Annotated in this window: 14 protein-coding genes and 1 tRNA gene; 10 read left to right on the forward strand and 5 right to left on the reverse strand. The window is 42.1% G+C overall.

Annotated features, from left to right (window positions below; genetic code table 11):
• Nucleotides 1-1,483, reverse strand: a 1,483-nt coding sequence (locus AC1DO4_RS25420) for a ligand-binding sensor domain-containing protein (RefSeq protein ID WP_477420530.1), incomplete at its 3' end; no start/stop codon positions are given.
• Between the two features lie 859 nt (nt 1,484-2,342).
• Between AC1DO4_RS25420 and AC1DO4_RS25425 the strand changes: the two genes are divergently transcribed.
• A complete protein-coding gene (locus AC1DO4_RS25425) occupies nt 2,343-4,040 on the forward strand; it encodes a cellulase family glycosylhydrolase (protein WP_477420532.1) in 1,698 nt (565 codons plus the stop codon).
• Between the two features lie 275 nt (nt 4,041-4,315).
• On the opposite strand, the gene ltrA is transcribed toward AC1DO4_RS25425, so the two are convergent.
• Nucleotides 4,316-5,575 (reverse strand): group II intron reverse transcriptase/maturase, encoded by a 1,260-nt coding sequence (ltrA, locus tag AC1DO4_RS25430; protein WP_477420534.1) that lies wholly within the window; start codon nt 5,573-5,575, stop codon nt 4,316-4,318.
• Nucleotides 5,576-6,210: 635 nt separating this feature from the next.
• Nucleotides 6,211-6,284 (reverse strand) — tRNA-Pro (locus AC1DO4_RS25435).
• 177 nt (nt 6,285-6,461) lie between these two features.
• On the opposite strand from AC1DO4_RS25435, the gene AC1DO4_RS25440 reads away from it, so the two are divergent.
• Nucleotides 6,462-7,703, forward strand: a complete 1,242-nt coding sequence (locus AC1DO4_RS25440; RefSeq protein ID WP_477420536.1) for an NAD(P)/FAD-dependent oxidoreductase — start codon at nt 6,462-6,464, stop codon at nt 7,701-7,703.
• Between the two features lie 10 nt (nt 7,704-7,713).
• On the opposite strand, the gene AC1DO4_RS25445 is transcribed toward AC1DO4_RS25440, so the two are convergent.
• On the reverse strand, nt 7,714-8,136 hold the full coding sequence (locus tag AC1DO4_RS25445; RefSeq protein WP_477420538.1) for a DUF4199 domain-containing protein: 423 nt from the start codon (nt 8,134-8,136) through the stop codon (nt 7,714-7,716).
• A 348-nt stretch (nt 8,137-8,484) separates the two neighbouring features.
• On the opposite strand from AC1DO4_RS25445, the gene AC1DO4_RS25450 reads away from it, so the two are divergent.
• The 7 genes from AC1DO4_RS25450 to AC1DO4_RS25480 all read left to right on the forward strand — a co-directional run bounded on the left by AC1DO4_RS25450 (nt 8,485) and on the right by AC1DO4_RS25480 (nt 20,138).
• Entirely contained in the window at nt 8,485-9,630 is a 1,146-nt protein-coding gene (locus tag AC1DO4_RS25450) for a methionine aminotransferase (protein ID WP_477420540.1), read from the forward strand.
• A gap of 135 nt (nt 9,631-9,765) precedes the next feature.
• Entirely contained in the window at nt 9,766-10,551 is a 786-nt protein-coding gene (locus AC1DO4_RS25455; RefSeq protein WP_477420542.1) for a nitrilase family protein, read from the forward strand.
• A 665-nt stretch (nt 10,552-11,216) separates the two neighbouring features.
• Complete coding sequence (locus AC1DO4_RS25460; protein ID WP_477420544.1) at nt 11,217-12,482, forward strand: TolC family protein; 1,266 nt, start codon at nt 11,217-11,219, stop codon at nt 12,480-12,482.
• Between the two features lie 17 nt (nt 12,483-12,499).
• Nucleotides 12,500-13,600 carry an efflux RND transporter periplasmic adaptor subunit gene (locus AC1DO4_RS25465; RefSeq protein WP_477420546.1) on the forward strand — a complete coding sequence of 367 codons (1,101 nt, stop codon included), beginning with the start codon at nt 12,500-12,502 and terminating at the stop codon, nt 13,598-13,600.
• A gap of 149 nt (nt 13,601-13,749) precedes the next feature.
• Complete coding sequence (locus AC1DO4_RS25470) at nt 13,750-16,890, forward strand: efflux RND transporter permease subunit (protein WP_477420548.1); 3,141 nt, start codon at nt 13,750-13,752, stop codon at nt 16,888-16,890.
• Between the two features lie 107 nt (nt 16,891-16,997).
• Nucleotides 16,998-19,571 (forward strand): GH92 family glycosyl hydrolase, encoded by a 2,574-nt coding sequence (locus AC1DO4_RS25475; RefSeq protein WP_477420550.1) that lies wholly within the window; start codon nt 16,998-17,000, stop codon nt 19,569-19,571.
• 213 nt (nt 19,572-19,784) lie between these two features.
• Entirely contained in the window at nt 19,785-20,138 is a 354-nt protein-coding gene (locus AC1DO4_RS25480; protein WP_477402238.1) for a magnetosome magnetite crystal formation protein family, read from the forward strand.
• Between the two features lie 65 nt (nt 20,139-20,203).
• Here AC1DO4_RS25480 and AC1DO4_RS25485 read toward each other — a convergent pair whose 3' ends face one another.
• A complete protein-coding gene (locus tag AC1DO4_RS25485) occupies nt 20,204-21,082 on the reverse strand; it encodes a polyphosphate kinase 2 family protein (RefSeq protein WP_477420552.1) in 879 nt (292 codons plus the stop codon).
• Nucleotides 21,083-21,366: 284 nt separating this feature from the next.
• Between AC1DO4_RS25485 and AC1DO4_RS25490 the strand changes: the two genes are divergently transcribed.
• Entirely contained in the window at nt 21,367-23,700 is a 2,334-nt protein-coding gene (locus AC1DO4_RS25490) for a penicillin-binding protein 1A (protein WP_477420554.1), read from the forward strand.
• Nucleotides 23,701-23,759 lie beyond the last annotated feature (59 nt).

Consider the following 23,759-nt stretch of genomic DNA (forward strand, 5'->3'; position numbering starts at 1 on the left):
TGTCCCTGTCAAATATTTGCAAACCCGCCGCAAAAGTGCCTATCCATAACCGGTTTGATGAATCTTCCAGGATACTCCATACCCGGTCATCAGCAATGCTCGTGGGCACCTCGTCATTATGTTTGTAGTGAATAAATTTTCTTCCGTCAAAATGGTCCAGCCCGCCAAAATAGGTACCTATCCATAGTTGCTGGTCATGGTCGATACATAAGCTGACAATAATATCACTGCTGAGGCTGTTCGGGTTTCCCGGATCGTGTTTATACTGGGTAAACCTGCCTGTTTTGCGGTCAAAATAAATTAAGCCGCCCCCGTTGGTCCCGATCCATATATTACCTTTTTTATCCCTGGCAAATTTATTAACATCTTCAAAGCTGAGACTCCGGGGATCTGAGGCAAAGTGCCTATATAACGGGAACCTGATAATATTTTTATGATAATAGCTTACCCCCTCCCTGAGCGTACTACCCCACATAATGCCGGTGTTGTCTTTATAAAGCCATAAAGTGTTCTGTCCCAATGATTTTGCATCATCTTCCCTATTTAGTAAATAAGTAATTTTGAGGCTTTTCTTGTCCAATACGTTTATTCCGCCATGATCTGTAGATATCCAGATAAGGCCGTCATCGGCTTGAATAATATTAGTAATGATGTTCGAAGTAAGCGGTGTCTCCGCTGATTCTTTTGAAATTTGCCGGAACTGTCCCGTCCGGGGGCTGTAATAATAGGCACGGGAGTCTATATTCGGATTATACACCCAAAGATCGCCTTCACTGTCAATAGTTATCGAGTAGTCCCTGCCCTTATTATTAGCTGCTTTTTTAAAAATATCAGTATGGTAGGTAATTGCATTACGTTTTACATCAAATAACTCCACTACGCCGTCGTCATAAGCAAGCCATATATTGCCGGTTGCATCCAGCACCATATCTGTAACCAAGCTTGAATATAATGATGGGCTGGAACTATGGTGATGATAATAACGCGTGGCAGTTTTTTTCAGCTCGTTATACCTGTAAAGGCCCGAACCGGGACACAAAAACCAGAAATCGCCTTTGCCGTTGTGAAGTATCTTGGAAACGAACGGATACCCGGGAAGTTTGCAAGCATAGAGCATCGACGATACGTCATTGTTAAACTGCTCGGTTTCGGGGTCATAAAAGGAATATCCAGCCGGGGTTATTATCCATAATTTTTTGCCGGGCCCTTCAAAAATATTCATTATAAAATCGTTATTAATGGAGCTTTTGTTATTTTCGTCGTGCTTAAATACTTTAAAAGTATAACCGTCATAACGGTTAAGGCCCGAAGCCGTGCCGAACCACATAAAGCCTTTGGGATCTTTATATATGCAATTAACCCGGTTGTGAGATAGCCCGTTGCTTATATTGAGCCGCGAAAACTGGTATTGGCTGTTTTGCGCAAAATTGTTCGTGTAAGCAAAAAACAATGCTGAAACGACAATATAAAGTTTTAAACGCATTAAAATTTAGTTGAGATCTTCGAAATCAGGAACCTGGCCCTTTAGCAAGCCGGTACACTAATATAGCATAAAAGTAAGATAAATTCATAATTAACGAGATAAAAGTGGCAATTCCTTTAGATCTGCGGAAAATAAATAACCTTCCTCTGAAACAAACGAGTTGCCGATGCTATGGTACGGGCTATGCCCGAACTCCCCCTGAAATAAGGCTTGTTACAGGTTGTCGTTTAAAAAAAGTGGTGAAACACTCTTAGTTATAGTTTATTAAGTAGTTAACACAGATTCTCTACACCATTTTATAAATTCTACTTCAGATATGACAACTGTTTATACAAAACACCTACAAAACCCACGATTTTTCTTAAAAAAAACATTTACCTCCCTATTTTCTAACTTTTATCTCCCATCATTAAATTATCTCTTCTGTAGTTTTACTACTCAATTAATAAACCTGGTACCAATTCAACTATTGCTAACTAAAACATGCCTGTTGTTTCAACGGCTGTATTATGTTGACTTTAATTGCATTGTTTTCATTAATTGTCCTTCTGCATCGAAAACAAGATTTAACCAATTAAATAAATAAACCGGTTCAGGCCCGTTTTATCCTATCGAAAAATGAAACTAATGTTAAACTCCGCCTTATGCGGATCGGCAATTGCCTTATCATTATTTTTTTTAATACCCCGTTGGCTAAAGGCAGTTATCAACATAACTGCCTGCACCAATACCTATATAAACCTTAAAGGCAATAATAAATATATCCTCATTTTACCTGGTTGCCTGACACCTTCACACGCAATTAACCAATTTATTAATAGCGGCAGATTTAAATATCGCCAACCTAACCATTTTTTTTATGAAGAAAACTTTAAGTTATTTTTTATGCATTCTTGCAATCCCAGCATTGACAAGGTGCACGAAGCCACAAATCGCTTCTCCGGATGTTAAACCGTTTGTTAAAACGAGCACCAAAACGCTGACCGCCACMAGCTATCCGAGTTACAACATTTCGCCGCTTGCGCCCGATCAAACAGGAATGACCAGTACAGCACCTCAACTTGCGGCAAACATGAAGTTAGGTATTAATATTGGTAACACGCTGGAGGCTCCCGGAAACGAAAACGCATGGGGAAATCCCAATATTACCCAGGCGCTGATTGACAACTATAAACAAAGGGGTTTTAACGCAATACGGCTACCTTGCAACTGGAATTGGTCACATGTACCAGATTCAACAACCGCAAAAATAGACCCGGCCTGGCTTGCTCGTGTGCAGCAGGTTGTGCAATACTGCGTTAACGATGGCATGTATGTGATATTAAATATACATTACGACGGTGGCTGGTTGGAGAGAAATGATACCGTCACTGCGCAGGCCGCCGTCAACGCCAAACAAAAAGCACTTTGGGAACAAATTGCAACACAACTGCGTGGTTTTGACCAACACCTGCTATTTGCCAGCGCGAACGAACCTGGCGGAAATACTGCCGCCGCAATGAGTGTTCTACTTTCTTATCATCAAACGTTTATCAACGCGGTGAGGTCAACGGGCGGGCGCAACAGTTACAGAACCCTAGTTGTCCAGGGGCCCAACGGAGCTGATATTGTTCAAACGCCCAATCTGATGACCACGATGCCAACAGATCCGGCATCCAACCGTTTAATGGTGGAAGTCCATCAATATAGTCCATACAACTTCTGTATCATGGACAAAGACGAAACATGGGGCAACAGGTTTTTTTATTGGGGTTCGGGATATCATTCCACCTTCGATGTTGCGCACAATCCTTACTGGGGTGAGGAATCGACCCAGACCGGATATTTCCAAGCTTTGCAGTCAAAGTTTGTTAGCAAAGGCATCCCGATAATAATGGGTGAATTTGGAGCTGTGACCCGGAGCCTTTCCGGAGACTCTTTAAACTTCAATCTTGCTTCCAGGGCGTATTGGTTTAATTTCAATATGCACACGGCATTGGCCAATGGTGTGATTCCATTTCTTTGGGACACCGGTTCGCTCATAAACAGATCGACCTACGCGGTACAAGATCAACAGGATTTAACGGCCCTTGTACAAGGGGCACAAACTAGCGCGTCCCAAACATTTCAGGTTGGTGGTGTGTACCAGGTTATCAATAGGTATAGTTTTAAGCCTTTAGAGATTCACGGTTGGGGAACTGCTAATGGGTCGCTGGCAGATCAATGGGATTATTTAACCGGGGCAAATCAGCAATTTAAAGTGCAATCTGCTGCAAATGGCAGCTACCTGTTAACGCCTATGCATGTTAGCGGGAAATGTTTGGAGGTATTGAATTGGTCTGTCGCTAATGGCGGTGCCGTGGATATGTGGGCTTACTCAGGTACTGGCAGTGTTAATCAAAACTGGTTAATTCAGCCCACCTACGATGGATTCTATAAAATCATCAACGTAAATAGCGGAAAAGCTCTCGAAGTTACGTTAGGGAATAATGGGGATCCATTCAGCAATGGTAATGCGGTTGACCAAAATGATTACTATGGCGGCAAAAATCAGCAATGGGGATTTGTGAAAATTTAAGTTAAATACAAAGAAATCAATTAATTTATTTCACAAAATTGCCAAAAATCTCTAACGCCTATTTTTTAATGAGGTGTTAGAGATTTTTGGTGGCTTGAATGATTTGCGCTGATCAGATAACCAAATTTCGTACAAAAATCCTGCTTGATGTGTTTTTTTTTTGCGAATTCGTGTATATTTTGGTTGACTCAAGGCAATCGAGTAGGAAGTAAGGGATTATTTCCCTTACTGTCCTCTCACACCACCGTACGTGCCGTTCGGCATACGGCGGTTCATTAAACATTAACAGTTTTCAGCGGGGTTATGATGTCTTTTAGACTTACAAAGCCCGCATGCTTTAAAAAGGCATTATTTAACGCTCTTGTAAGGATTGGGCTATGCACCGTCCGCCAGTACCCTTTTCGGGTATTGCCCCATTGATAGGCTTGGCTCCGTTTTATGCCCAATTCTTTCAGTTGGCCGATGCGTGCCTTGGGTTGTTTCCAGTAACACAATCGTATCCGGCTCCTCACCCATTCGTCCAGTCGTTCGAATACTGATTTTGCTTCGCTTTGCTTAAAGTAATTCCCCCAGCCATGGTTTAGCCGCCTGATTTGCATCATGCGCTCATCCATTGCATAAGGTTTACTACGGCATGTTATCTGCCGGATTTTCTCTTTGTAAGCTGCGATGCTTTTTCGATGTACCGATATGCCTTTTTCTCCTTTCTTGTGGTAGAAAGTGAAGCCTAACAGCTTACTAAACCATGGGCGCGTCACTGAACTCTTCTCTATGTTAACCTTTAGCTTCAGTTCCTTTTCTATATAGGTACTTATGCTTTCCATTACACGTTCGCCTGCACGTTTGCTTTTGACATAGATACTCACATCATCTGCATAACGTACAAACCGATGGCCTCGTTTCTCCAATTCCTTATCCAGCTTATCAAGTATAATGTTGGATAGCAACGGGCTTAACGGGCCACCCTGGGGAACGCCCTGTTTACACGGGGTTAGACTTCCTTGTTCCTGAATATCTGCGCGGAGGATTTTGTGGATGAGTTTAAGTACTCGCTTATCCTGTATCTTCCGGCTCAATTCGTTCATCAGGTAATCGTGGTTAACACGGTCGAAGAACTGGGCCAGATCAAGGTCGACTACATGGCTGTAGCCTGCATTAATGTACGCCTTTGCCTTTTGCAAAGCTTGGTGTGCATTCTTTTCCGCCCGGAACCCATAGCTGTTTTCAGAGAAGTCAGCATCATACATTTTAGTTAGCTCCTGCGATATAGCCTGCTGTATCAGCCTGTCCATGTACGTAGGGATGCCTAACTTGCGTTCGCCCCCATTGGATTTTGGGATGGAAACACGTTTTACAGCCTGCGGCTGATACGTTCCGGTTTCAAGTTTAGTCCTGACTGTTTCCCATTCGGCTTTAAGCTGACCCGGAAAGCCGCCTGCTCCTATGCCGTCTACTCCGGCTGCTCCCTTGTTTCCCGTGACCTGTCGGTAGGCCGCCTGCATGTTTGGGTTGCTGGTGATTTCCTCCAATAGCATTTCGTCTGCACTTTTTTTTTCTGTTTCCTCGTTTCTTTCCTTCTTTCAAGTCATCGTTCGGCGCTTCCTGTTACCTTTCTGCTTCCAGCATATCCGTACACAGGGAAGCTCTCCATCCGGAGTTTTCTGCTTTCTTTACGATGATCCCATTGCCAGAGCTACTCCTTGGACGTTTAATGTTCAGCCCTTCTCCGTTAGCTAACGGATACTATGGCCTCTGCTGACTTCTGATAAACAAACTCTGCATCTCTGCATGCTCTTGCTCCTTCGGGACGCGCTTCTCCCTCCGTCCACTATTTACCAGATCTCCCCGGGTAAGAACGCAAGCTTTCTCTCCATACACCTGTCAGATTTACAGCGGCATGCCTTGGATAGTTTTCGGCTTTGTTTTGTTGTGCAAACTCACCCGCATGCAACTGCCTGATCTGCTTCCTGTTCGTCAGGCCAGAGATTTACCGCCGGCTTCCTTCAGATTCGCAGTCACCCACGACACCCTTGCCTTTGGTTAACGCTTCCAACTATCAAGGCGCGTTCGGGACTCTCACCCTACAGCTTGCGCCCGTGCCGGGCGCACACAAAAAACCCTGTAAATGAGACATTTACAGGGTTTTGATACTTCGTGGTATCGCATTTTGTCGGGATGGCAGGATTCGAACCTGCGGCCTCCACATCCCAAATGTGGCGCGATACCGGGCTACGCTACATCCCGTTCCCGATTGGGTTTGCAAAAGTAGGATTTTAAATCAACTTGCAAAACTTTTTTTCAAAGAAGTTTAAACTTAAATCCTAATGCATTCATTTGCACAGGTTTGGGTTTAAATATTTTTTTCACCAATGTATTTTGAGCAGCATTTATAGCTAAACCAAATGTTTGAAACATAAAATAATGTACACTGTTGTTCCTGCACATCCCTATAAATCATATATGAACCTTTACGAGCAGCATCCTTATTGGCTCATGAAGAATGGCCTGGTTACCTCCTACCCTTCTTTACAAAACAATGTGCAGGTTGATGTAGCCATTATGGGTGCCGGTATCAGCGCTGCCTTAACTGCCTGGCATTTGCGCAATTCGGGGTTAAGCGTGGCTGTATTTGATAAAAACCACGCGGCTATGGGGAGCACTGCGGCCAGCACCGCTTTTTTGCAATATGAAATTGATACCCCGTTAACGCAGCTAAAAAACATGGTTGGTGAAGCGGATGCGGTAAAAAGCTATGAACTTTGCCGTAAGGCAATTTATGATATCGGCGATCTGTGCAAATCGTTTAAACCGGCTTTTGATTTTCATTTTCGGCCAAGTTTGCAATACGCAAGTTTTAAAACCCATTTAGCTGATTTAAAAGCAGAGTATGCGTTACGCAAAAAGCGCGATTTTAAAGTAGAATGGCTGGAGAAGGCAGAAATTATTAAAAAATTTGGTTTTGATGCGCCGGGAGCCATATTTTCTAAAGATGCCGGCGAAGTTGATGCTTACCTGTTAACTCATGCCTTATTCAACAGTTTCCAGGAAGCCGGGCACAGGGTTTATAATAACACTCCTATAAATGATATTGAATACACCCGGGCAGGTGTTACCTTGCATACCATTAATGACCTGAAAATAAAAGCTAAAAAACTGGTGATAGCCTGCGGCTATGAAAGCTTGCATTATATCCCCAAAAAAATAGCCGATATTAATTCAACCTATGCTATGGTTTCGGAACCAGTTTCGGATGAGTTTTTCTGGCACCAGAACAGCCTTGTGTGGGAAACTGCAACGCCTTATATGTATTTCAGGGTGGTGAGCGAAAACCGCATCCTGGTGGGCGGCCGTGATGACCCTTTCCATAGTCCGCATATTGCACCATCAATCATTAACAGGAAAGCGGAAATGCTGCGGAACGCTTTCCTGAAAAAAATGCCCCACATTCCCTTAGTGCCCGATTTTAAATGGGCGGGCGCTTTTGCATCAACCAGCGATGGCTTGCCTTACATTGGTTCGATACCCGAACGGCCAAATACTTATTTTGCATTAGGTTTTGGAGGTAATGGTATAACATTTAGCGTAATAGCAGCAGCAATCATTCATGATTTGATTTTGGGCAAAAAGAATGAAAATGCGGCTATCTTCAGGTTTAACAGGTAAAGTTTAATAATTAATTCAGTTTATTAGATCTGTTCATTAAAGCGGCTGATACCCCAACGCAAATTAAAATACCAATCGCAAGCCCGCCAAATAAACGGCCCGAAAATGCAAAGAGCTCATTTCCCATGTCGAAATAATTGATGTAAACAAGTCCGGCCAAACAGGCAAAAATACCACCTGTCAGTAAAATTTTAAAGCTTTGGAATAATGCATCAAAAAAGCCGATCTCGCCTTTTTTTTCATCTTCCCTGTAGCTTTTCACACCAAAATAAACTCCAAAAAGCGGTATCAGTACCGATAAGTATTCAATGGGGGTTACATGGTTACCGGTACTCCTATATCCAAACGACCGCATCACAAATAGCCAGGTTCCGCTCAGGATCCCAAGGATCAACCCTGTTACAAATGCATTTTTCATAACAATGATGGGCATATGTTAATACCCAGTATAAAAATGCGAAATTGAAATCATATGTTAGCACATATAATGATTTTTTTATACGATTTGCATCCAGTTAATCATAACCAGCATGCCGGGGTCATTTAAATTAACAACGTGCAATTGGGCCTGGTAAATTCCGATAGCTGTCCGCGTTCAGGTTACCAATGCACATGCATTTCAAAGCCCCGGCCTAAAGCAAATTATCGGCAACAGGGAGTGTATTGACACATTCACGCCTGCAATATTATTTTTCTTACTAAGCTAAATACTTTCAGAAAACTAAAAACACGTAGTATTACGCACATTGATTTGTGGTTTTTTGCGTACTTTAGCCCTTAGATGATACCTGTTGTTTCAAAACTACCACAAACCGGCACAACTATATTCACTGTTATGTCTGCCCTGGCCCATGAGGCTGGTGCCATAAACCTGTCGCAAGGATTTCCTGATTATAATTGTTCGGCTGAGTTGATTGAACTGGTTAACCAGGCCATGAAAAATGGGCACAATCAATATGCGCCAATGGCCGGTATATTGAGCCTGCGCGAAAAGATAGCCGAAAAAACCGAAAAACTTTACGGCGCGGTTTATAATCCGGATACGGAGATAACCATAACTGCAGGTGGCACACAGGCTATTTTTACAGCCATAAGCGCCGTGATTCATCCAAATGACGAGGTTATTATATTTGAACCCGCTTTTGACTGCTACGCGCCTGCTATTAAACTGATGGGCGGCGTGGTAAAATCGCTGGCGCTTGAGCCACCCAATTACCGCATTGCATGGGATATGGTGAAAAGGCTCATCAACCAAAAAACAAAAATGATCATCCTTAATTCGCCGCAAAATCCAACGGCAACCATTTTACACAAGGAGGATATTGATGAACTTAGCGCATTGGTTAAAAACCAGGATATTTTAATATTAAGCGATGAAGTATATGAGCACCTGATATATGATGGGCAAACCCACCACAGCATGGCCCGCTACCCTGAATTGCAGCAGCGCAGTTTCATAGTAGCCTCATTTGGTAAGCCGTTTCATGCTACCGGGTGGAAAGTGGGTTACTGCATGGCGCCTGCTTTCCTGATGCAGGAGTTTAGAAAAATTCATCAGTTTTTGGTATTTGCCGTGAACACACCTATACAATATGCCATTGCTGAGTATTTAAAAAATGAGGAAACTTATTTAGGCTTGCCCGAGTTTTTCCAACAAAAAAGAGACTACTTCCGTAATGGACTGCAACAAACCAGGTTTGAGCTGTTGCCCTGCTACGGATCGTACTTTCAATCAGTACGTTACAGAAATATCACCGACGAGAAAGATGCGGATTTTGTATTGCGTTTAACTAAGGAGTTTGGGGTGGCATCCATACCTGTTTCTGCCTTTTACAGCAAGGGTATCGATCATCACGTTTTAAGGTTTTGTTTCGCCAAAAGACAAGAAACTTTAGATAAAGCCGTTGATAGGTTAATGAAAGTTTAAATTTAGGATAACTGGACTATAGTTTATAGTTTTACCTTATAACTTTCAATAATTCAATATCATGGACATTAGATAGTCCATACATTTACAACATCCTTGGACCATTGACCATGGTCTATCGACTTAAAAACGCTTATGGATAATCTTAAAATAACTGTTTTTCAAGGCTACCTTTTCTGGGAAAATACTGATAAAAATTTACAGAACATTTCCTTGCGATTATCTGGCGGTATTCGCGAAAAAACGGATCTCATTATCCTTCCTGAAATGTTCAGCACTGGTTTTACCATGGATGCCGAACGGCTTGCCGAACCTATGGGAGGTAAAACCACCAAATGRATGCACCAGGTTGCGCAGCAGTATGATTGTGTAGTTACAGGAACAATCATTATAAAAGAAAACGGCAAATACTACAACCGCCTAATATGGATGCGACCAGGCGGTACTTACGAGCATTATGACAAACGCCACCTGTTTGGTTTAGCTAAAGAAAACGACACCTATACTGCGGGTACAAAAAAGCTTTTTGTTGACCTGAATGGCTGGAAAATTTGCCCTGTTATTTGCTATGATCTGCGTTTCCCGGTATGGCTGCGCAATATTGCCGAAAACCCCTATGACCTGCTCATTGTAGTTGCCAACTGGCCCGAACGCCGCGCTATGCACTGGCGCACCCTGTTACCTGCCCGCGCTGTTGAGAACCAAGCCTACGTAATTGGCGTGAACCGTGTTGGTCATGATGGTAATGAAGTTTACCATTCAGGCGATTCTACCTGTATCGATCCTAATGGCAATGTAGTTTATTACAAACGCGACGAAGATGATGTTTATACCTTCTCGATAATTGCCGATGAGGTGAAAAAAGCACGAAGAGCCCTGCCCTTCCTAAAGGATGCGGATGAGTTTAAGATTAGTCATTAGTCATTAGTCATTAGTCATTAGTCATTAGTCATTAGTCATTAGTCATTAGTCATTAGTCATTAGTCATTAGGGGAAATTGCCTTCGATCTATTTGGTTTTAAAATTGTAAAATTTACTTATCAATTTATCGAAATAATCGCACATCTGTAATGGCAAAGCATTCTTGAACAGCGGTAAAAAACAAATCCATGGTAAAAAATTGCACATCCCCGGTTGGATATTTTTCTCATTTTTCGTAAATTTGTATGAGGCGATTATAACTCCCCAGCTTAATTATTCCTTACAGAAGCCGCAAGCAAACAATCGAATCAAACTACTACATATCAAATAGTTACAGAGATAAAAGACATAAAAACCGGGTAACAACAGGTGATAGGCAGGTATACGCAAAGTGTTTCAAAGGTATACCAAAGGTGTAAGAACGGTATCACTTCGGTATCGGGAAAAGCGCATCAAAAAATCCGGATTATTCCGCATTTGAATATTGAATCTTCCTCTTTTTCCAACCCTATTTATTCGGTCTCCCCCTAAAATATCCGAAATCTGCACATCTATAATTTGCACATCTATAATTTACACTTCCGCACATCTCCCCCCTCTTCATAGAAAATTCATAACCGATATGAATTTTTGTAGCGTTGAATTGAAAGATGATTATGTGTAAAATGAAAACCCTGCTATTTTTATTAGTTATATTTTTTTTCTGTAATACAAGCCGGGCCAGCGCCCAAACTGATACGCTGAAAATTAACTTCCAGGATGCCGAAAAACAGTTTTTAGAAAACAACCTGAGCTTACTGGCTCAAAAGTATAATATTGAGGCATCAAAAGCACTGATACAGCAAGCTAAACTTTGGGATAACCCTGTATTGAGCACCGATCAGAATATATGGGATGGTGGCAGCCGCAAATTTTTTAACCATAACAATGGCGGCGGCCAGGTATTTGTTCAGCTTAGCCAGGTATTTGCCACTGCCGGTAAACGCGGCAAACAAGTACAGGTGGCACAAGACGATGCCAAAGTTCAGGAAGCTGCCTTTGCCGACCTGATGCGTAACCTGCGTTATAACCTGCAATTGGATTTTAGTCAGCTGGCTACCTTAAATGCACAGGAAAAGGTTTACCAGAATGAAATCAACTCCGCAACAAACCTGGTCGGCGCTATCCAAAAATCATTTGATGCAGGTAATACTTCTATGAAGGACCTCATCAGGCTTAAAGCTTTGCTTTTTGGCTTACAAAACGACATGGTGGAAAACAACAGACAGATAAACGATTTGCAAACCGAGCTAAAAACTTTGCTGCAAACTAAAGAAACAGCCTTTGTTTATCCCCTCATAAATGATAAACCGGCAGAAACTGTAGCGCTTGATATTCCAACACTGATAGAACAAGCCAAAACCAACCGGCCCGATTATTTATCAAATCAATATCAGCTAAGTTCGGCCACGCATAACCTGGCCTATCAAAAAGCCCTGGCTGTTCCGGATGTTACTATTGGTGCGGCATATGATCAAAATAGCAGCTATGCCCGAAACTATTATGGCCTGCAAATTGGCTTTCCTCTACCCTTTTTTAACCGTAACCAGGGTAATATTAAATCGGCTAAATACAATATCCAAAGTCAGGAGAGTACCTTAAAGCAAAACGAACTTCAACTTAAAAACGATGTGGTTGCGGCTGTAAACCAGTATAAATTAAACGAGCAGTTGTTTTCAACCCAGCAACTGGAGTTTAATGAACAATATGACAAACTGTTTGGCAGCATGCTCAAAGGTTTTCAGCAAAGGCAAATTAGCTTGGTTGAATTTGTTGATTTTTTTGACACCTATAAGGATACCAAGCTTAAAATACTACAACAACAATATAACCTGCAAAAAGCAATTGCTGATCTGAATTTTGCCACCGGGACAACTATAATTAAATCTTAAAACACTTTATGCTACATATGATGAAAAGAGAAACGCTGATACCTGCTCTTTCGGCTTTACTGTTTTTGGCTGCTTGTAAAGGAAAAACACAGCCTGTTGCCGAAAACAAACCAGTATCTGTAAGCGATTCGATGGCTAAAATAATTACCATCGATACCGCCAAAAGAACTACGATAAAAAACGAGCTCACCTTATCGGGCGAGGTATCAAATGATGAAAACACCGTTGTTAAAGTTTTCCCTTTTTCAAGCGGACAAATATTGGACGTGAAGGTTTCCCTGGGTGATAAGGTAAGCAAAGGTCAAACGCTGGCCATTATGCGAAGTGCCGATGTGGCGGGTAATTATACGGACCTTACTACTACAAAATCAGACCTATCCATTGCAAAACGCCAGCTTGAACAAGCCGAATACCTATATAAAAACGGAATATCGAGCGAACGCGATTATACCGAAGCCAAAGAAAATTACAACAAAGCCGAGGCTGCCAACAGGAAAATACAACAGCAGATAGCCATCAACGGAGGCGGTAATACAAATCCGGGTGGTACTTTAGTGATAAAGGCTCCCGAAAGTGGCTACATCGTCGAAAAAAATGTAACCACAGGCAGCTTTATCCGCCAGGATAATAATGGCAGCATGTTCACCATATCAAACATGAAAGATGTTTGGATCTGGGCTAATGTGTTTGAATCTGACATCAGCAAAGTTAAAACCGGCTACACAGCCAAAGTAACAACCATAGCTTACCCCGGTAAAGTTTTCGAAGGTAAAATTGATGCTGTAAGCTCGGTACTTGATCCTGATAATAAGGTGATGAAGATAAAAGTGGTATTGCCTAATACGGATATGCTTTTGAAACCAGAAATGTTTACCAACGTGGTTATTACCAATAACGATGCGGCCACATCAGTATCAGTACCTGCAAAAGCGGTAATATTTGACAGCAGCAAAAATTTTGTAGTGGTTTATAACAGCAAAACCGATTTAAAGGTACGTGAGGTAAGCGTAATTAAAACGGTAGATGATATAACATACATCGCATCAGGCATTAACGCCGGCGATAAAGTAATCTCCAAAAATGGTTTGCTTTTATATGATGCTTTAACAGGGGATTAATCTATATAGTATCAAGTAGTTAGTATCAAGTATCAAGACCCGGAGCCTGTCGGTTAAGGCCAAGGTCGAATAAAAAACTTGCTACCTGATACTAACTACCCGATACTAATCTTGCTACTTGATACTAACTACTTGATACTATTACTCCAATGAATAAATTCATTAAAAATATAATCTACTTTTCGCTAAGGCACCGTTATTTTGTTTTTTTTATGACACTGGTGCTGGTTGTGCTTGGTATATGGAGTTACATGAACACGCCTATCGAGACGTTCCCGGATGTAACCAATACACAGATCATCATTATTGCTCAATGGCCCGGCCGCAGTGCCGAAGAGGTGGAGAAAATGATTACCATCCCGATGGAAACCGTTTTAAACTCGGTTCAGAAAAAGGCTAACCTGCGTACAACTTCGGCATTTGGTTTATCATACGTACGCATTATTTTTGACGATGATGTGGACGATGCCTTTGCCCGCCAGCAGGTACTAAGCCGTTTAGGCAATGCCGACCTGCCAGACGGTGTTAAGCCCGAAGTTGAGCCACCTTACGGCCCAACCGGCGAAATTTACCGTTATACCCTTAAAAGCCATACCAAATCAATCCACGAACTTACCGCTATACAGGATTGGGTGTTGGACCGGCAGTTCAAGTCCGTTCCGGGTGTTGCCGATGTGAACAGTTTTGGCGGCGAGGAAAAAACCTACGAGGTAAGCGTTAACCCATCCCTTTTACAAAAATATGGGCTAACCTCCCTGGATGTTTATACAGCAATAAACCGTAGTAACATTAACGTAGGTGGCGATGTGATCGAAAAGAATGACCAGGCTTATGTAGTACGCGGTATCGGGGTTATCAACAACATCGAAGAGATCCAAAACATCATCATAAAAAATGTTAACAACGTACCTATACTGGCAAAAGATATTGCCGATATTAAGGAAGGTGGTTTGCCCCGTTTAGGCCAGGTAAGCCGCGACAGGCAGCAGGATGTACTGGAGGGTATTATTGTGATGCGCAAAGGCGAGAATCCGGCCGAGGTTCTGGATCGCATCCGTGACAAGGTGAAAGATTTGAACGACAATGTCCTGCCAAAGGATGTCAGGATAGATACCTTTTACGACCGTACCAACCTGATGGATTTTTGTACCGAAACGGTGATCCATAACCTTTGCGAAGGTATTATCCTGGTAACAGTCATTGTATTCCTGTTCATGGCCGATTGGCGCACTACTTTAACAGTTGCCATAATCATTCCACTGTCATTGCTTTTTGCTTTTGTGTGTATGCGTATAAAAGGGATGAGCGCCAACTTATTATCGATGGGGGCGGTTGATTTCGGTATCATCATAGACGGTGCTGTGGTAATGGTTGAAGGCATCTTTGTGGCCCTTGATCATAAGGCCAAAGAAGTAGGTATGCAAAAGTTTAACGGCCTTGCCAAACTGGGCCTGTTTAAAAATGTAGGTGCCGAAATGGGTAAGGCGATCTTCTTTTCAAAGCTAATTATTATTACCTGTTTAATCCCCATCTTCGCATTCCAGAAGGTTGAAGGAAAAATGTTCTCGCCATTGGCTTATACCTTAGGCTTTGCCTTGCTGGGGGCGCTAATATTTACACTTACACTGGTACCTGCCCTATCAAGCATCCTTTTACAAAAAAACGTAAAAGAAAAGCACAATCCGGTTGTCATCTTCTTTGAGAACGGCATTCGCCGCATGTTTAATTTCACCTATAAAAATCAAAAACTAAGTCTTATAGTCGCGGTAGCCTTTATGGCAGTAACCTTCTTCTCGGCAAGGTTTTTAGGATCGGAGTTTTTACCCGACCTAAATGAGGGTGCCCTATGGGTTGAGGCCGAACTGCCGATGAGTGTTTCCTTAAATGAAGCGGAAAGCATCAATCAAAAAATGATGCAGATACTGGAAAAATTCCCCGAAGTAAAACAAACCCTGGCCCAGGTTGGCCGCACCAATGACGGTACCGACCCTAAAGGATTTTTTAACGTGCAGATCCAGGTGGATCTTAAAAACAAAAAAGAATGGCGCAAAGGCATATCCGAAGATGAGCTAATAGACATGATGGATAAACAGTTAACCAAAATACCTGGTGCTGTATTCAACTACTCCCAACCTATCCGCGATAACGTTGACGAGGCTGTAGCTGGGGTTAATGCATCATTGGCTGTAAAAATATTCGGCCCAGATTTTGAAACCCTTGATCACAAGGCAGATAGCGTACTGGGTATTTTAAAAACAGTTCAAGGCGTTGAGGACCTTGGTATTTTGCGCAATTTAGGCCAACCTGAATTCAGGATCGAACTGAATCAGCGTAAAATGGCACTATATGGTGTATCAACAGCCGATGCAAACTCAGTAATTGAAATGGCCATAGGCGGTAAAGCTGCAACTGAATTATATGAGGGCGAACGCCGGTTTGATATCAGGATAAGGTATCAGCAACAATTCCGGGATACGCAGGATAAGATTGAAAACCTGATGATTCCTACCCTTAACGGATCAAAAATAGCGATAAAAGAGATTGCTACCATCAAAACAACAACCGGCCCTGCATTTGTATACAGGGATAATAACACCCGTTACATAGCCGTGAAATTTTCAATAAGAGGTCGCGATTTGGGCAGTACCATCGCCGAGGCACAGCAAAAAGTTAACTCAAAAGTAAAGCTGGATCATGGCTATTCATATGCATGGGCGGGTGAGTTTGAAAATCAACAACGAGCATCAAAAACATTAGCCCACGTGGTACCAATTTGTTTACTTGTTATATTCCTTATTCTGTTCATCACCTTTGGTAATGCCAAGGATGCTACACTGGTGATCATGAACGTACCATTTGCATTGATAGGCGGTATACTGGCATTGCACATAACGGGGACTAACTTTAGTATTTCGGCAGGTATTGGTTTTATAGCCTTGTTTGGGGTATGTATTCAAAACGGCGTAATCCTGGTATCTGTTTTCAAAAAGAACCTGGAAGAACACATTCCGCTTGACAAAGCCATATTAGATGGTGTAATAAGCAGGGTTAGGCCTGTGGTGATGACAGCCCTGATGGCAGCCATAGGTTTAATGCCTGCAGCTGTATCAACAGGTATCGGATCCGAAACGCAGAAGCCATTAGCTATTGTGGTTATTGGCGGCTTAGTTACATCAACCATTTTAACTTTATTGATATTGCCTATCATATATGCTATAGTTCACCGGCTAATCCATCGCCGGGAAAACCGAAAGCTATTGAAAAAAATAGGCGTTGTTCGTAACGCATAATACCCCTGATTTAAAATCGCTCAGCATACTGGGCGATTTTCTTATTTATATACCATTTAAGTTTTAATTTGCGTAATTATATCCTAAGGTTAATTAATATGCCAAGTATGCGTATCATCTTTCGCAGTTTTATAGCTGCAGTCCTGTTATTTTCCGCGTTAAGTTCATCGGCACAAAAAAGAAAAGATAAAGATTTTGCTCAACTGGTTGATCCCTTTATCGGCACCGGCGGACATGGGCACACCTATCCCGGCGCGGTTATGCCTTTTGGAATGGTACAGCTTAGTCCTGATACACGGCTTAAAGGCTGGGATGGCTGCTCGGGCTATCATTATACCGATACGGTGGTTTACGGCTTTTCGCACACACATTTAAGCGGAACCGGCATCCCCGATTATTGTGATGTATTATTTATGCCCACTACCGGCGATCCACAGTTTAAAAATACCGAATACCGCTCCGTTTTTAAAAAGAAGAACGAAGTAGCCACCCCTGGCTATTATAAAACCCAGCTTGATAAATACAACATAGGCGTAGAACTTACCGCAACTACACGCGTTGGTGTTCACCGTTACAATTATCCAAATACCGAAAAAGCGAATATCATTATAGATCTGCAACACCGTGATGAAGTACTTGATTCCTGGATAGAAGTGGTGAACAATCATGAGATTCGCGGTTACCGTAAATCGAAGTCGTGGGCAAATGACCAGCAGGTATACTTTTATGCAAAATTCTCCAAATCATTTAAAACATACGGCATAGCCAGCAATGATGAAGTGCAGGATGGCAAAAACAAGGCTGAAGGCAAAAACATCAAAATGTACCTTCAATTTGATAACCCCGGAGAAGTGATCTCTAAAGTAGGGATCTCGGCAGTAAGTACCGAAGGTGCTTTAAAGAACCTGGATGCCGAAGTACCCAATTTCGACTTTAAAAAAGTTCAAAAGGCAGCCAAAGCAACCTGGAACGCCGAATTGAATAAAATCCAGGTTGAAGGCGGCGGACCATCGTCTTCGCAACAATTTGAACTTAATAACCAGGGCAACATTAATAACCCCTATGGCAATATGCCCGCCGACAAAAAAGTAAAGGCAGTTGATTATGCAAAGATCAGGCAAACTATTTTTTACACTGCTTTATACCACTGCATGCTGGCACCCAACATTTATAATGATGTTGATGGCCAATACCGCGGTTTAGATCAAAAGGTACATACAGCAGAGGGATTTAATTATTACACCGTATTTTCTTTGTGGGATACCTACCGGGCAGAAAACCCTTTGCTTACCCTGATCGACAGGAAACGCACACTCGATTTTGTTAAATCCTTTTTAACGATGTATGACCAGGGCGGGCTACTCCCCATATGGCCATTAGCCAGTACCGAAACCTATTGTATGATAGGCAATCACTCCATTCCTGTTATTGTAGATGCTTACGCGAAGGGCATCCGCGATTTTGACGCGCCCAGGGCCTTTATCGCCATGAAATCAGCTGTGAACCGTAACCAGTTTGGTTTGGACGTGTATAGTAAGAATGGTGCCGTATTATCTGATCTGGAAGAGGCATCTGTATCCAAAACATTAGAGTACGCCTACGACGATTGGTGCATAGCCCAAATGGCTAAATTGCTGAACAAACCACAGGACTATACCGAATACATCCAGCGGGCTCAATACTGGAAAAACGTTTACAATAACCAGAACGGCTTTATGCAGGCCCGCAGCAATGGTGGCTGGCTTACTCCTTTCGACCCTGCCGAGATCAATGGTAATTATACCGAAGGCAACTCATGGCAATACTCCTTCTTTGTGCCGCAGGATGTGGAGAGCCTGATGGCAAGAATGGGCGGTAAGGACGCTTTTGAAGCCAAACTCGACGAATTGTTTACTACCGAATCAAAACTAAAGGGTAGTGATATTCCCGATGTAAGCGGGTTGATAGGCCAGTATGCCCACGGTAACGAGCCAAGTCACCACATGGCATACCTGTACAATTTTACCAATTCGCCCGATAAAACCCAGTTTTATATCGACCGCATACTTCGCGAACAATACAGTAATAAACCTGATGGTTTGGCAGGCAACGAAGATTGTGGACAAATGTCGGCCTGGTATGTAATGAGTTCATTGGGGATTTATAACATTGCACCGGGGCAACAGCAATTCCAGGTGGGTGTACCACAGTTTGATAAGACTGTTATTAATTTAGAGAACGGGAAGCAGTTCACCATCCTCAATCCCGGTGCAAGCATAGACAAAGGCAATATTTACCTGCAGGGAATGAGCCTTGCCAAAAAGGCCTACAATAAACTATACTTAAACTTTGCTGATATTGCCGACGGCGGAGAGTTTGAGGTATTTGCAGGCAAACTGGCCAATAAAATATTCATTCAGGATATTGAAAGGCCAACTTCACAGATAACCGATAGCCTCATCGTTGCTAACCCTTATATCATAGCACCATCCAAATCATTCAAAACGCCCATGAGCATACAAATAAAAAGCGCTGATGCTGATGCAAAAATTTACTATACCTTGGATGGGTCAATACCTACAGCGAATTCTACGTTGTACAGCCAACCTGTTACTATTTCGGCCAATGTAACGGTTAAGGCAATAGCCATCAGCAATGGTAAAAGCAGTTTTGTTGACCAGGCAATCTTTACAAAACTATAAAGTGACATCAAGCTAACTCTCACCAATAAATACCTGCCCGTGCAGGTGTGTCTTGTCCTGAAATAGGTTTACACTATTATCCTGAAATTCAAAATAAAAGCAATAGAAATATAAAGATTTATGAAGAAATAACAAGTAATAATTCGATAAATCTACCAAACATTTGAGCATGAATGTGGTTAGCTTAATAATCACTTAAATTAACCTCATCATATGGACGACCTGTCAACAAAAGATGACGGCAAATTAGCCGGCATCATTAGCTACTTTACTATTGTAGGGTGGCTTATCGCATACTTTGCACTTTACCAGAATAATAAAACCGCCCTTGCAAGTTACCAGATGAGGCAAACCCTGCTTTTCCACCTGGTTTCGATTGTTGTTTCTTATGCTGCCGGCGCCATTTTATTTTCACCGGGTGCCTCCTTTGGTTTAACAATACTTTGGCTGATAAGAGTCGCCCTTTTTGTAATTTGGGTAATTGGCCTGATTGGGGCAATCGGTGGGCAAAGAAAACCGATGCCGTTGATTGGAGAACCGGCACAGTCGGTTTTTTCGGGTATATAAATACCATTTACAGATTTACGAAGTTTTAAACGGCCAAGCCCTTAACGAACTTCGTAAATCTTTTCTTACTCATTCTCCAGCAACTTTTTCGATTCATTCAGCTTTTTCCTTTCCTCCTTAGCCAGCACCGGATATTTCAAATGCAGCCCCTTTAAAGTGTCAAGGATAATGGATGAAATAGCTATCCGGGTAAACCACTTTTTATCTGCAGGCACCACATACCATGGGCAACTTTTAGTGGCTGTTTCTTTGATAGCTGTTTCGTAAGCTTCCATATAATCGCTCCACTTTTCTCTTTCCTCAATATCTGCCGCTGCAAACTTCCAATTCTTTTTCGGATCATCTATCCGTTCTAAAAAACGTACCTTTTGCTCATGCTTGGAAACATTCAGAAAAAACTTAATGATCACAGTTCCATTATCAACCAAATGGCTTTCAAATGCACGAATGCTTTCGTAGCGTTTTTCCCAAAACTTTGGATGAATGTCTTTAACATCGGTTATTCCGGGCAAATGCTCATTCAGTAAAAGTTCGGGGTTTACTTTGGTTACCAGCACATTTTCATAATGCGACCTGTTGTGGATTCCTATCCGGCCTCGCTCAGGTAATGAACGATAATGTCGCCATAAAAAATCATGTTGATAATCTTCCTCGCTGGGTCGTTTAAAACTGTAAACCTGGCAAGCCCTGGGGTTTAGGCCTGATAAGGTGTGAGCTATGGCGCTATCCTTACCGGCAGCGTCCATCGCCTGGAAAATAATAAGCAATGCATATCTATTAGCTGCGTAAAGCTCTGTTTGAACGTCGAATGTTTCTGCTATCAGGTTCTTTAAAGTAGTTTTGGCATTCTCTTTATTAAAACCGTTCGAGTAACCGGCGTCAAAGTCTTTAAGTGAAAAAGTCTTGCCGTTATCAACCTTAAACTTATTTACGATATTACTCATGATAAAAAATTTGCGTTACGCATTGTTAACATAAAATTTAGGTGTTAAAATTGCGTTTATTATAATGCTGTTTATTTTAACCGATACCTGCATTTTATTCAATACTAATATTATTTACATTTACCAAAATGGGGCCACAATCAATTTACAATAAAGAATGCTTTTGCGCCTTTACCAGGTAAGAAGGCGGATGATGAGTATATCTTTAATTTTTAAGAAAACAGCATATATTAATATTTGTTTTGGGGCTATGATTTAGCGCCATAATTTTACATCTTTACCCAATGTTCAGACGAATACGAAACCGATTTCTGAGGTTCATAGCCATATTTATATACTTCATTATTATCTTCTTTTGCTCTATCGAGCTCAACTTCCTATGGCTTTCGGGGTACTCTCCTGACATGCAGGACATTAAAAACCCTGTAATGTCCGTGGGATCTGAAGTTTACACTGCCGATGGTAAATTAATAGGGCAATACTACAAAGAGAACCGCTCTCCTGTTGATTTGAAACACATCTCCCCCAACCTTGTAAATGCACTCATCTCTACAGAAGATGTAAGGTTTTACAGTCACCATGGTGTCGATTTTTATTCCTTTATTACCAGTTTGCTCTCCACCGCCAAGGGCGATCGCCGCGGGGCCAGTACTATTACGCAGCAATTGGCAAAAAACCTGTTCGAAACCCGTAAACGTAAATCGCAAGGTTATATCAAACACGTACCATTTATCCGCACAATTGTATATAAATGTAAAGAATGGCTTACCGCTTTTAAAATTGAGCACGTTTACACCAAGCAACAAATCCTTACTTTGTATCTTAATACAGTCCCGTTCGGCAATAACTCTTACGGCATTAAAACGGCTTCGTTAAAATACTTTAACAAACAGCCCGACCAGGTTAACCCTGCCGAAGCAGCTTTGCTAATTGGGATGCTGAAGGCTACATCAAATTACAATCCCATCCGCAACCCCGAACGTGCTACCGAACGCCGTAATACCGTTTTAAGCCAGATGGAGAAATATGGCTACATCACCAAAGATCAATACAATACAAGTATCCAATCGCCTATCAAACTTGATCTGAGCTATGTGGAGCAGGATTCGCATGGTGATTCATATATCCGCCGCGCGGTTGAAAAATGGCTGGATAAATGGTGTAAAGAAAATGGTTACGACCTTTATGAGGATGGCTTAAAAATTTATACTACCATTGATTCGCGCCTGCAGCAATATGCCGAAGAAGCCGTTGCCGAAAAAATGAAGATGCTGCAAAAACGTTTCAATAATCTTTGGGGCAATAAAAACCCCTGGCGTGATTCCAAAGGTGTCGAGATCAAGGATTTTATTCTGAAAAACGAGCAAAGACTGCCTATTTATAACCTGCTGAATAAAAAGTACGGCGGCGATACGGTGAAGATTAACGAGTATTTTAAAACAAAAAAAAGGATGACCGTTTTTACCTGGAAGGGCGAACAGGACACCACCTTTTCAACTATCGACTCTATTAAATACTATGCCAAAATATTAAATACGGGCATGATGACTCTGGAGCCATCAACAGGTAAAATAAAGGTATGGATAGGCGGTATTGACCATCGCTTTTTCAATTATGATCACGTTAACCAATCGCGCAGGCAGGCTGGCTCAACATTTAAGCCATTTGCCTACTTAACCGCCCTTGATAACGGCTTTACTCCCTGCGATAAATTTACCGATCAGCCGGTAACCATCAAATACAAGGATAACGGGAAAGACGAAGTATGGCAGCCAAACAATGCCGATTTTCATTTCTCGTACCAGGAAATGTCATTACGCTGGGCCATGGGCAAATCTGTAAACTCCATTACCGCGCAGCTTACCGAAAAGGTTGGCTGGGATAAAATTGTGCAGTATGCCCACAAATGCGGCATCGAAAGTCCGTTAAAATCGGTTCCGTCGGTATCATTGGGTTCAAATGACGTTTCGGTTTATGAAATGGTAAGGGCCTACAGTACATTCCTTAACAAGGGTGAAAAGATCGATCCGTTGCTGGTTACCAAAATCACAGATCAGGATGGAAATGTGCTGGATGAATTTGAATTAAAAACAGAAAAAGTGTTGAGCGAAGAAACAGCCTGGCTAATGCTTTACATGTTCCGCGGTGGTATGGAAGAGCCGGGCGGCACTTCACAGGCCCTATGGGAATACCCTGGTTTGTGGAAAAAAGACAATAACCAGATAGGCGGCAAAACCGGTACATCATCTGATTACGTTGACGGCTGGTATATGGGTATCACTAAAGACCTGGTTACAGGTATTTGGGTTGGCGCTGATGACCGCAGTGTACACTTTACCACATCAGAAACAGGTGAAGGCTCCCATACCGCACTCCCTATTTTTGGGCGCTTTATGGAAAAGGTTTATGCCGACCCTAAATCGGGCTATACTTACGGCCCGTTCCCAAAACCATGGAGCAAAATCACCAAAAGCTATCAGTGCCCATCGCCGCATATTGTTGCCGATACCACAGAAACAGATAGCACAAGCAACCCTATTGATACCACTAACGTAATACCTCCACCAACTACTACTACACCAGAAAACCCTGAAACGACTCCTGTTAATCAAAAATAATGGGTCCCGGGGAAATGGTAGCGTATGTATAAGTTTTTTAATATTAATTGCATACTACA

The organism is Mucilaginibacter sp. P5_A6 (assembly GCF_056400585.1).

Coding starts and splice junctions, on each gene's coding strand:
- ltrA (WP_477420534.1), bottom strand. CDS start 5,575: ATGCTATTGGAGGAAATCACCAGCAACCCAAACATGCAGGCGGCCTAC.
- AC1DO4_RS25440 (WP_477420536.1), top strand. CDS start 6,462: ATGTACACTGTTGTTCCTGCACATCCCTATAAATCATATATGAACCTT.
- AC1DO4_RS25445 (WP_477420538.1), bottom strand. CDS start 8,136: ATGCCCATCATTGTTATGAAAAATGCATTTGTAACAGGGTTGATCCTT.
- AC1DO4_RS25450 (WP_477420540.1), top strand. CDS start 8,485: ATGATACCTGTTGTTTCAAAACTACCACAAACCGGCACAACTATATTC.
- AC1DO4_RS25460 (WP_477420544.1), top strand. CDS start 11,217: ATGAAAACCCTGCTATTTTTATTAGTTATATTTTTTTTCTGTAATACA.
- AC1DO4_RS25465 (WP_477420546.1), top strand. CDS start 12,500: ATGATGAAAAGAGAAACGCTGATACCTGCTCTTTCGGCTTTACTGTTT.
- AC1DO4_RS25470 (WP_477420548.1), top strand. CDS start 13,750: ATGAATAAATTCATTAAAAATATAATCTACTTTTCGCTAAGGCACCGT.
- AC1DO4_RS25475 (WP_477420550.1), top strand. CDS start 16,998: ATGCGTATCATCTTTCGCAGTTTTATAGCTGCAGTCCTGTTATTTTCC.
- AC1DO4_RS25480 (WP_477402238.1), top strand. CDS start 19,785: ATGGACGACCTGTCAACAAAAGATGACGGCAAATTAGCCGGCATCATT.
- AC1DO4_RS25485 (WP_477420552.1), bottom strand. CDS start 21,082: ATGAGTAATATCGTAAATAAGTTTAAGGTTGATAACGGCAAGACTTTT.
- AC1DO4_RS25490 (WP_477420554.1), top strand. CDS start 21,367: ATGTTCAGACGAATACGAAACCGATTTCTGAGGTTCATAGCCATATTT.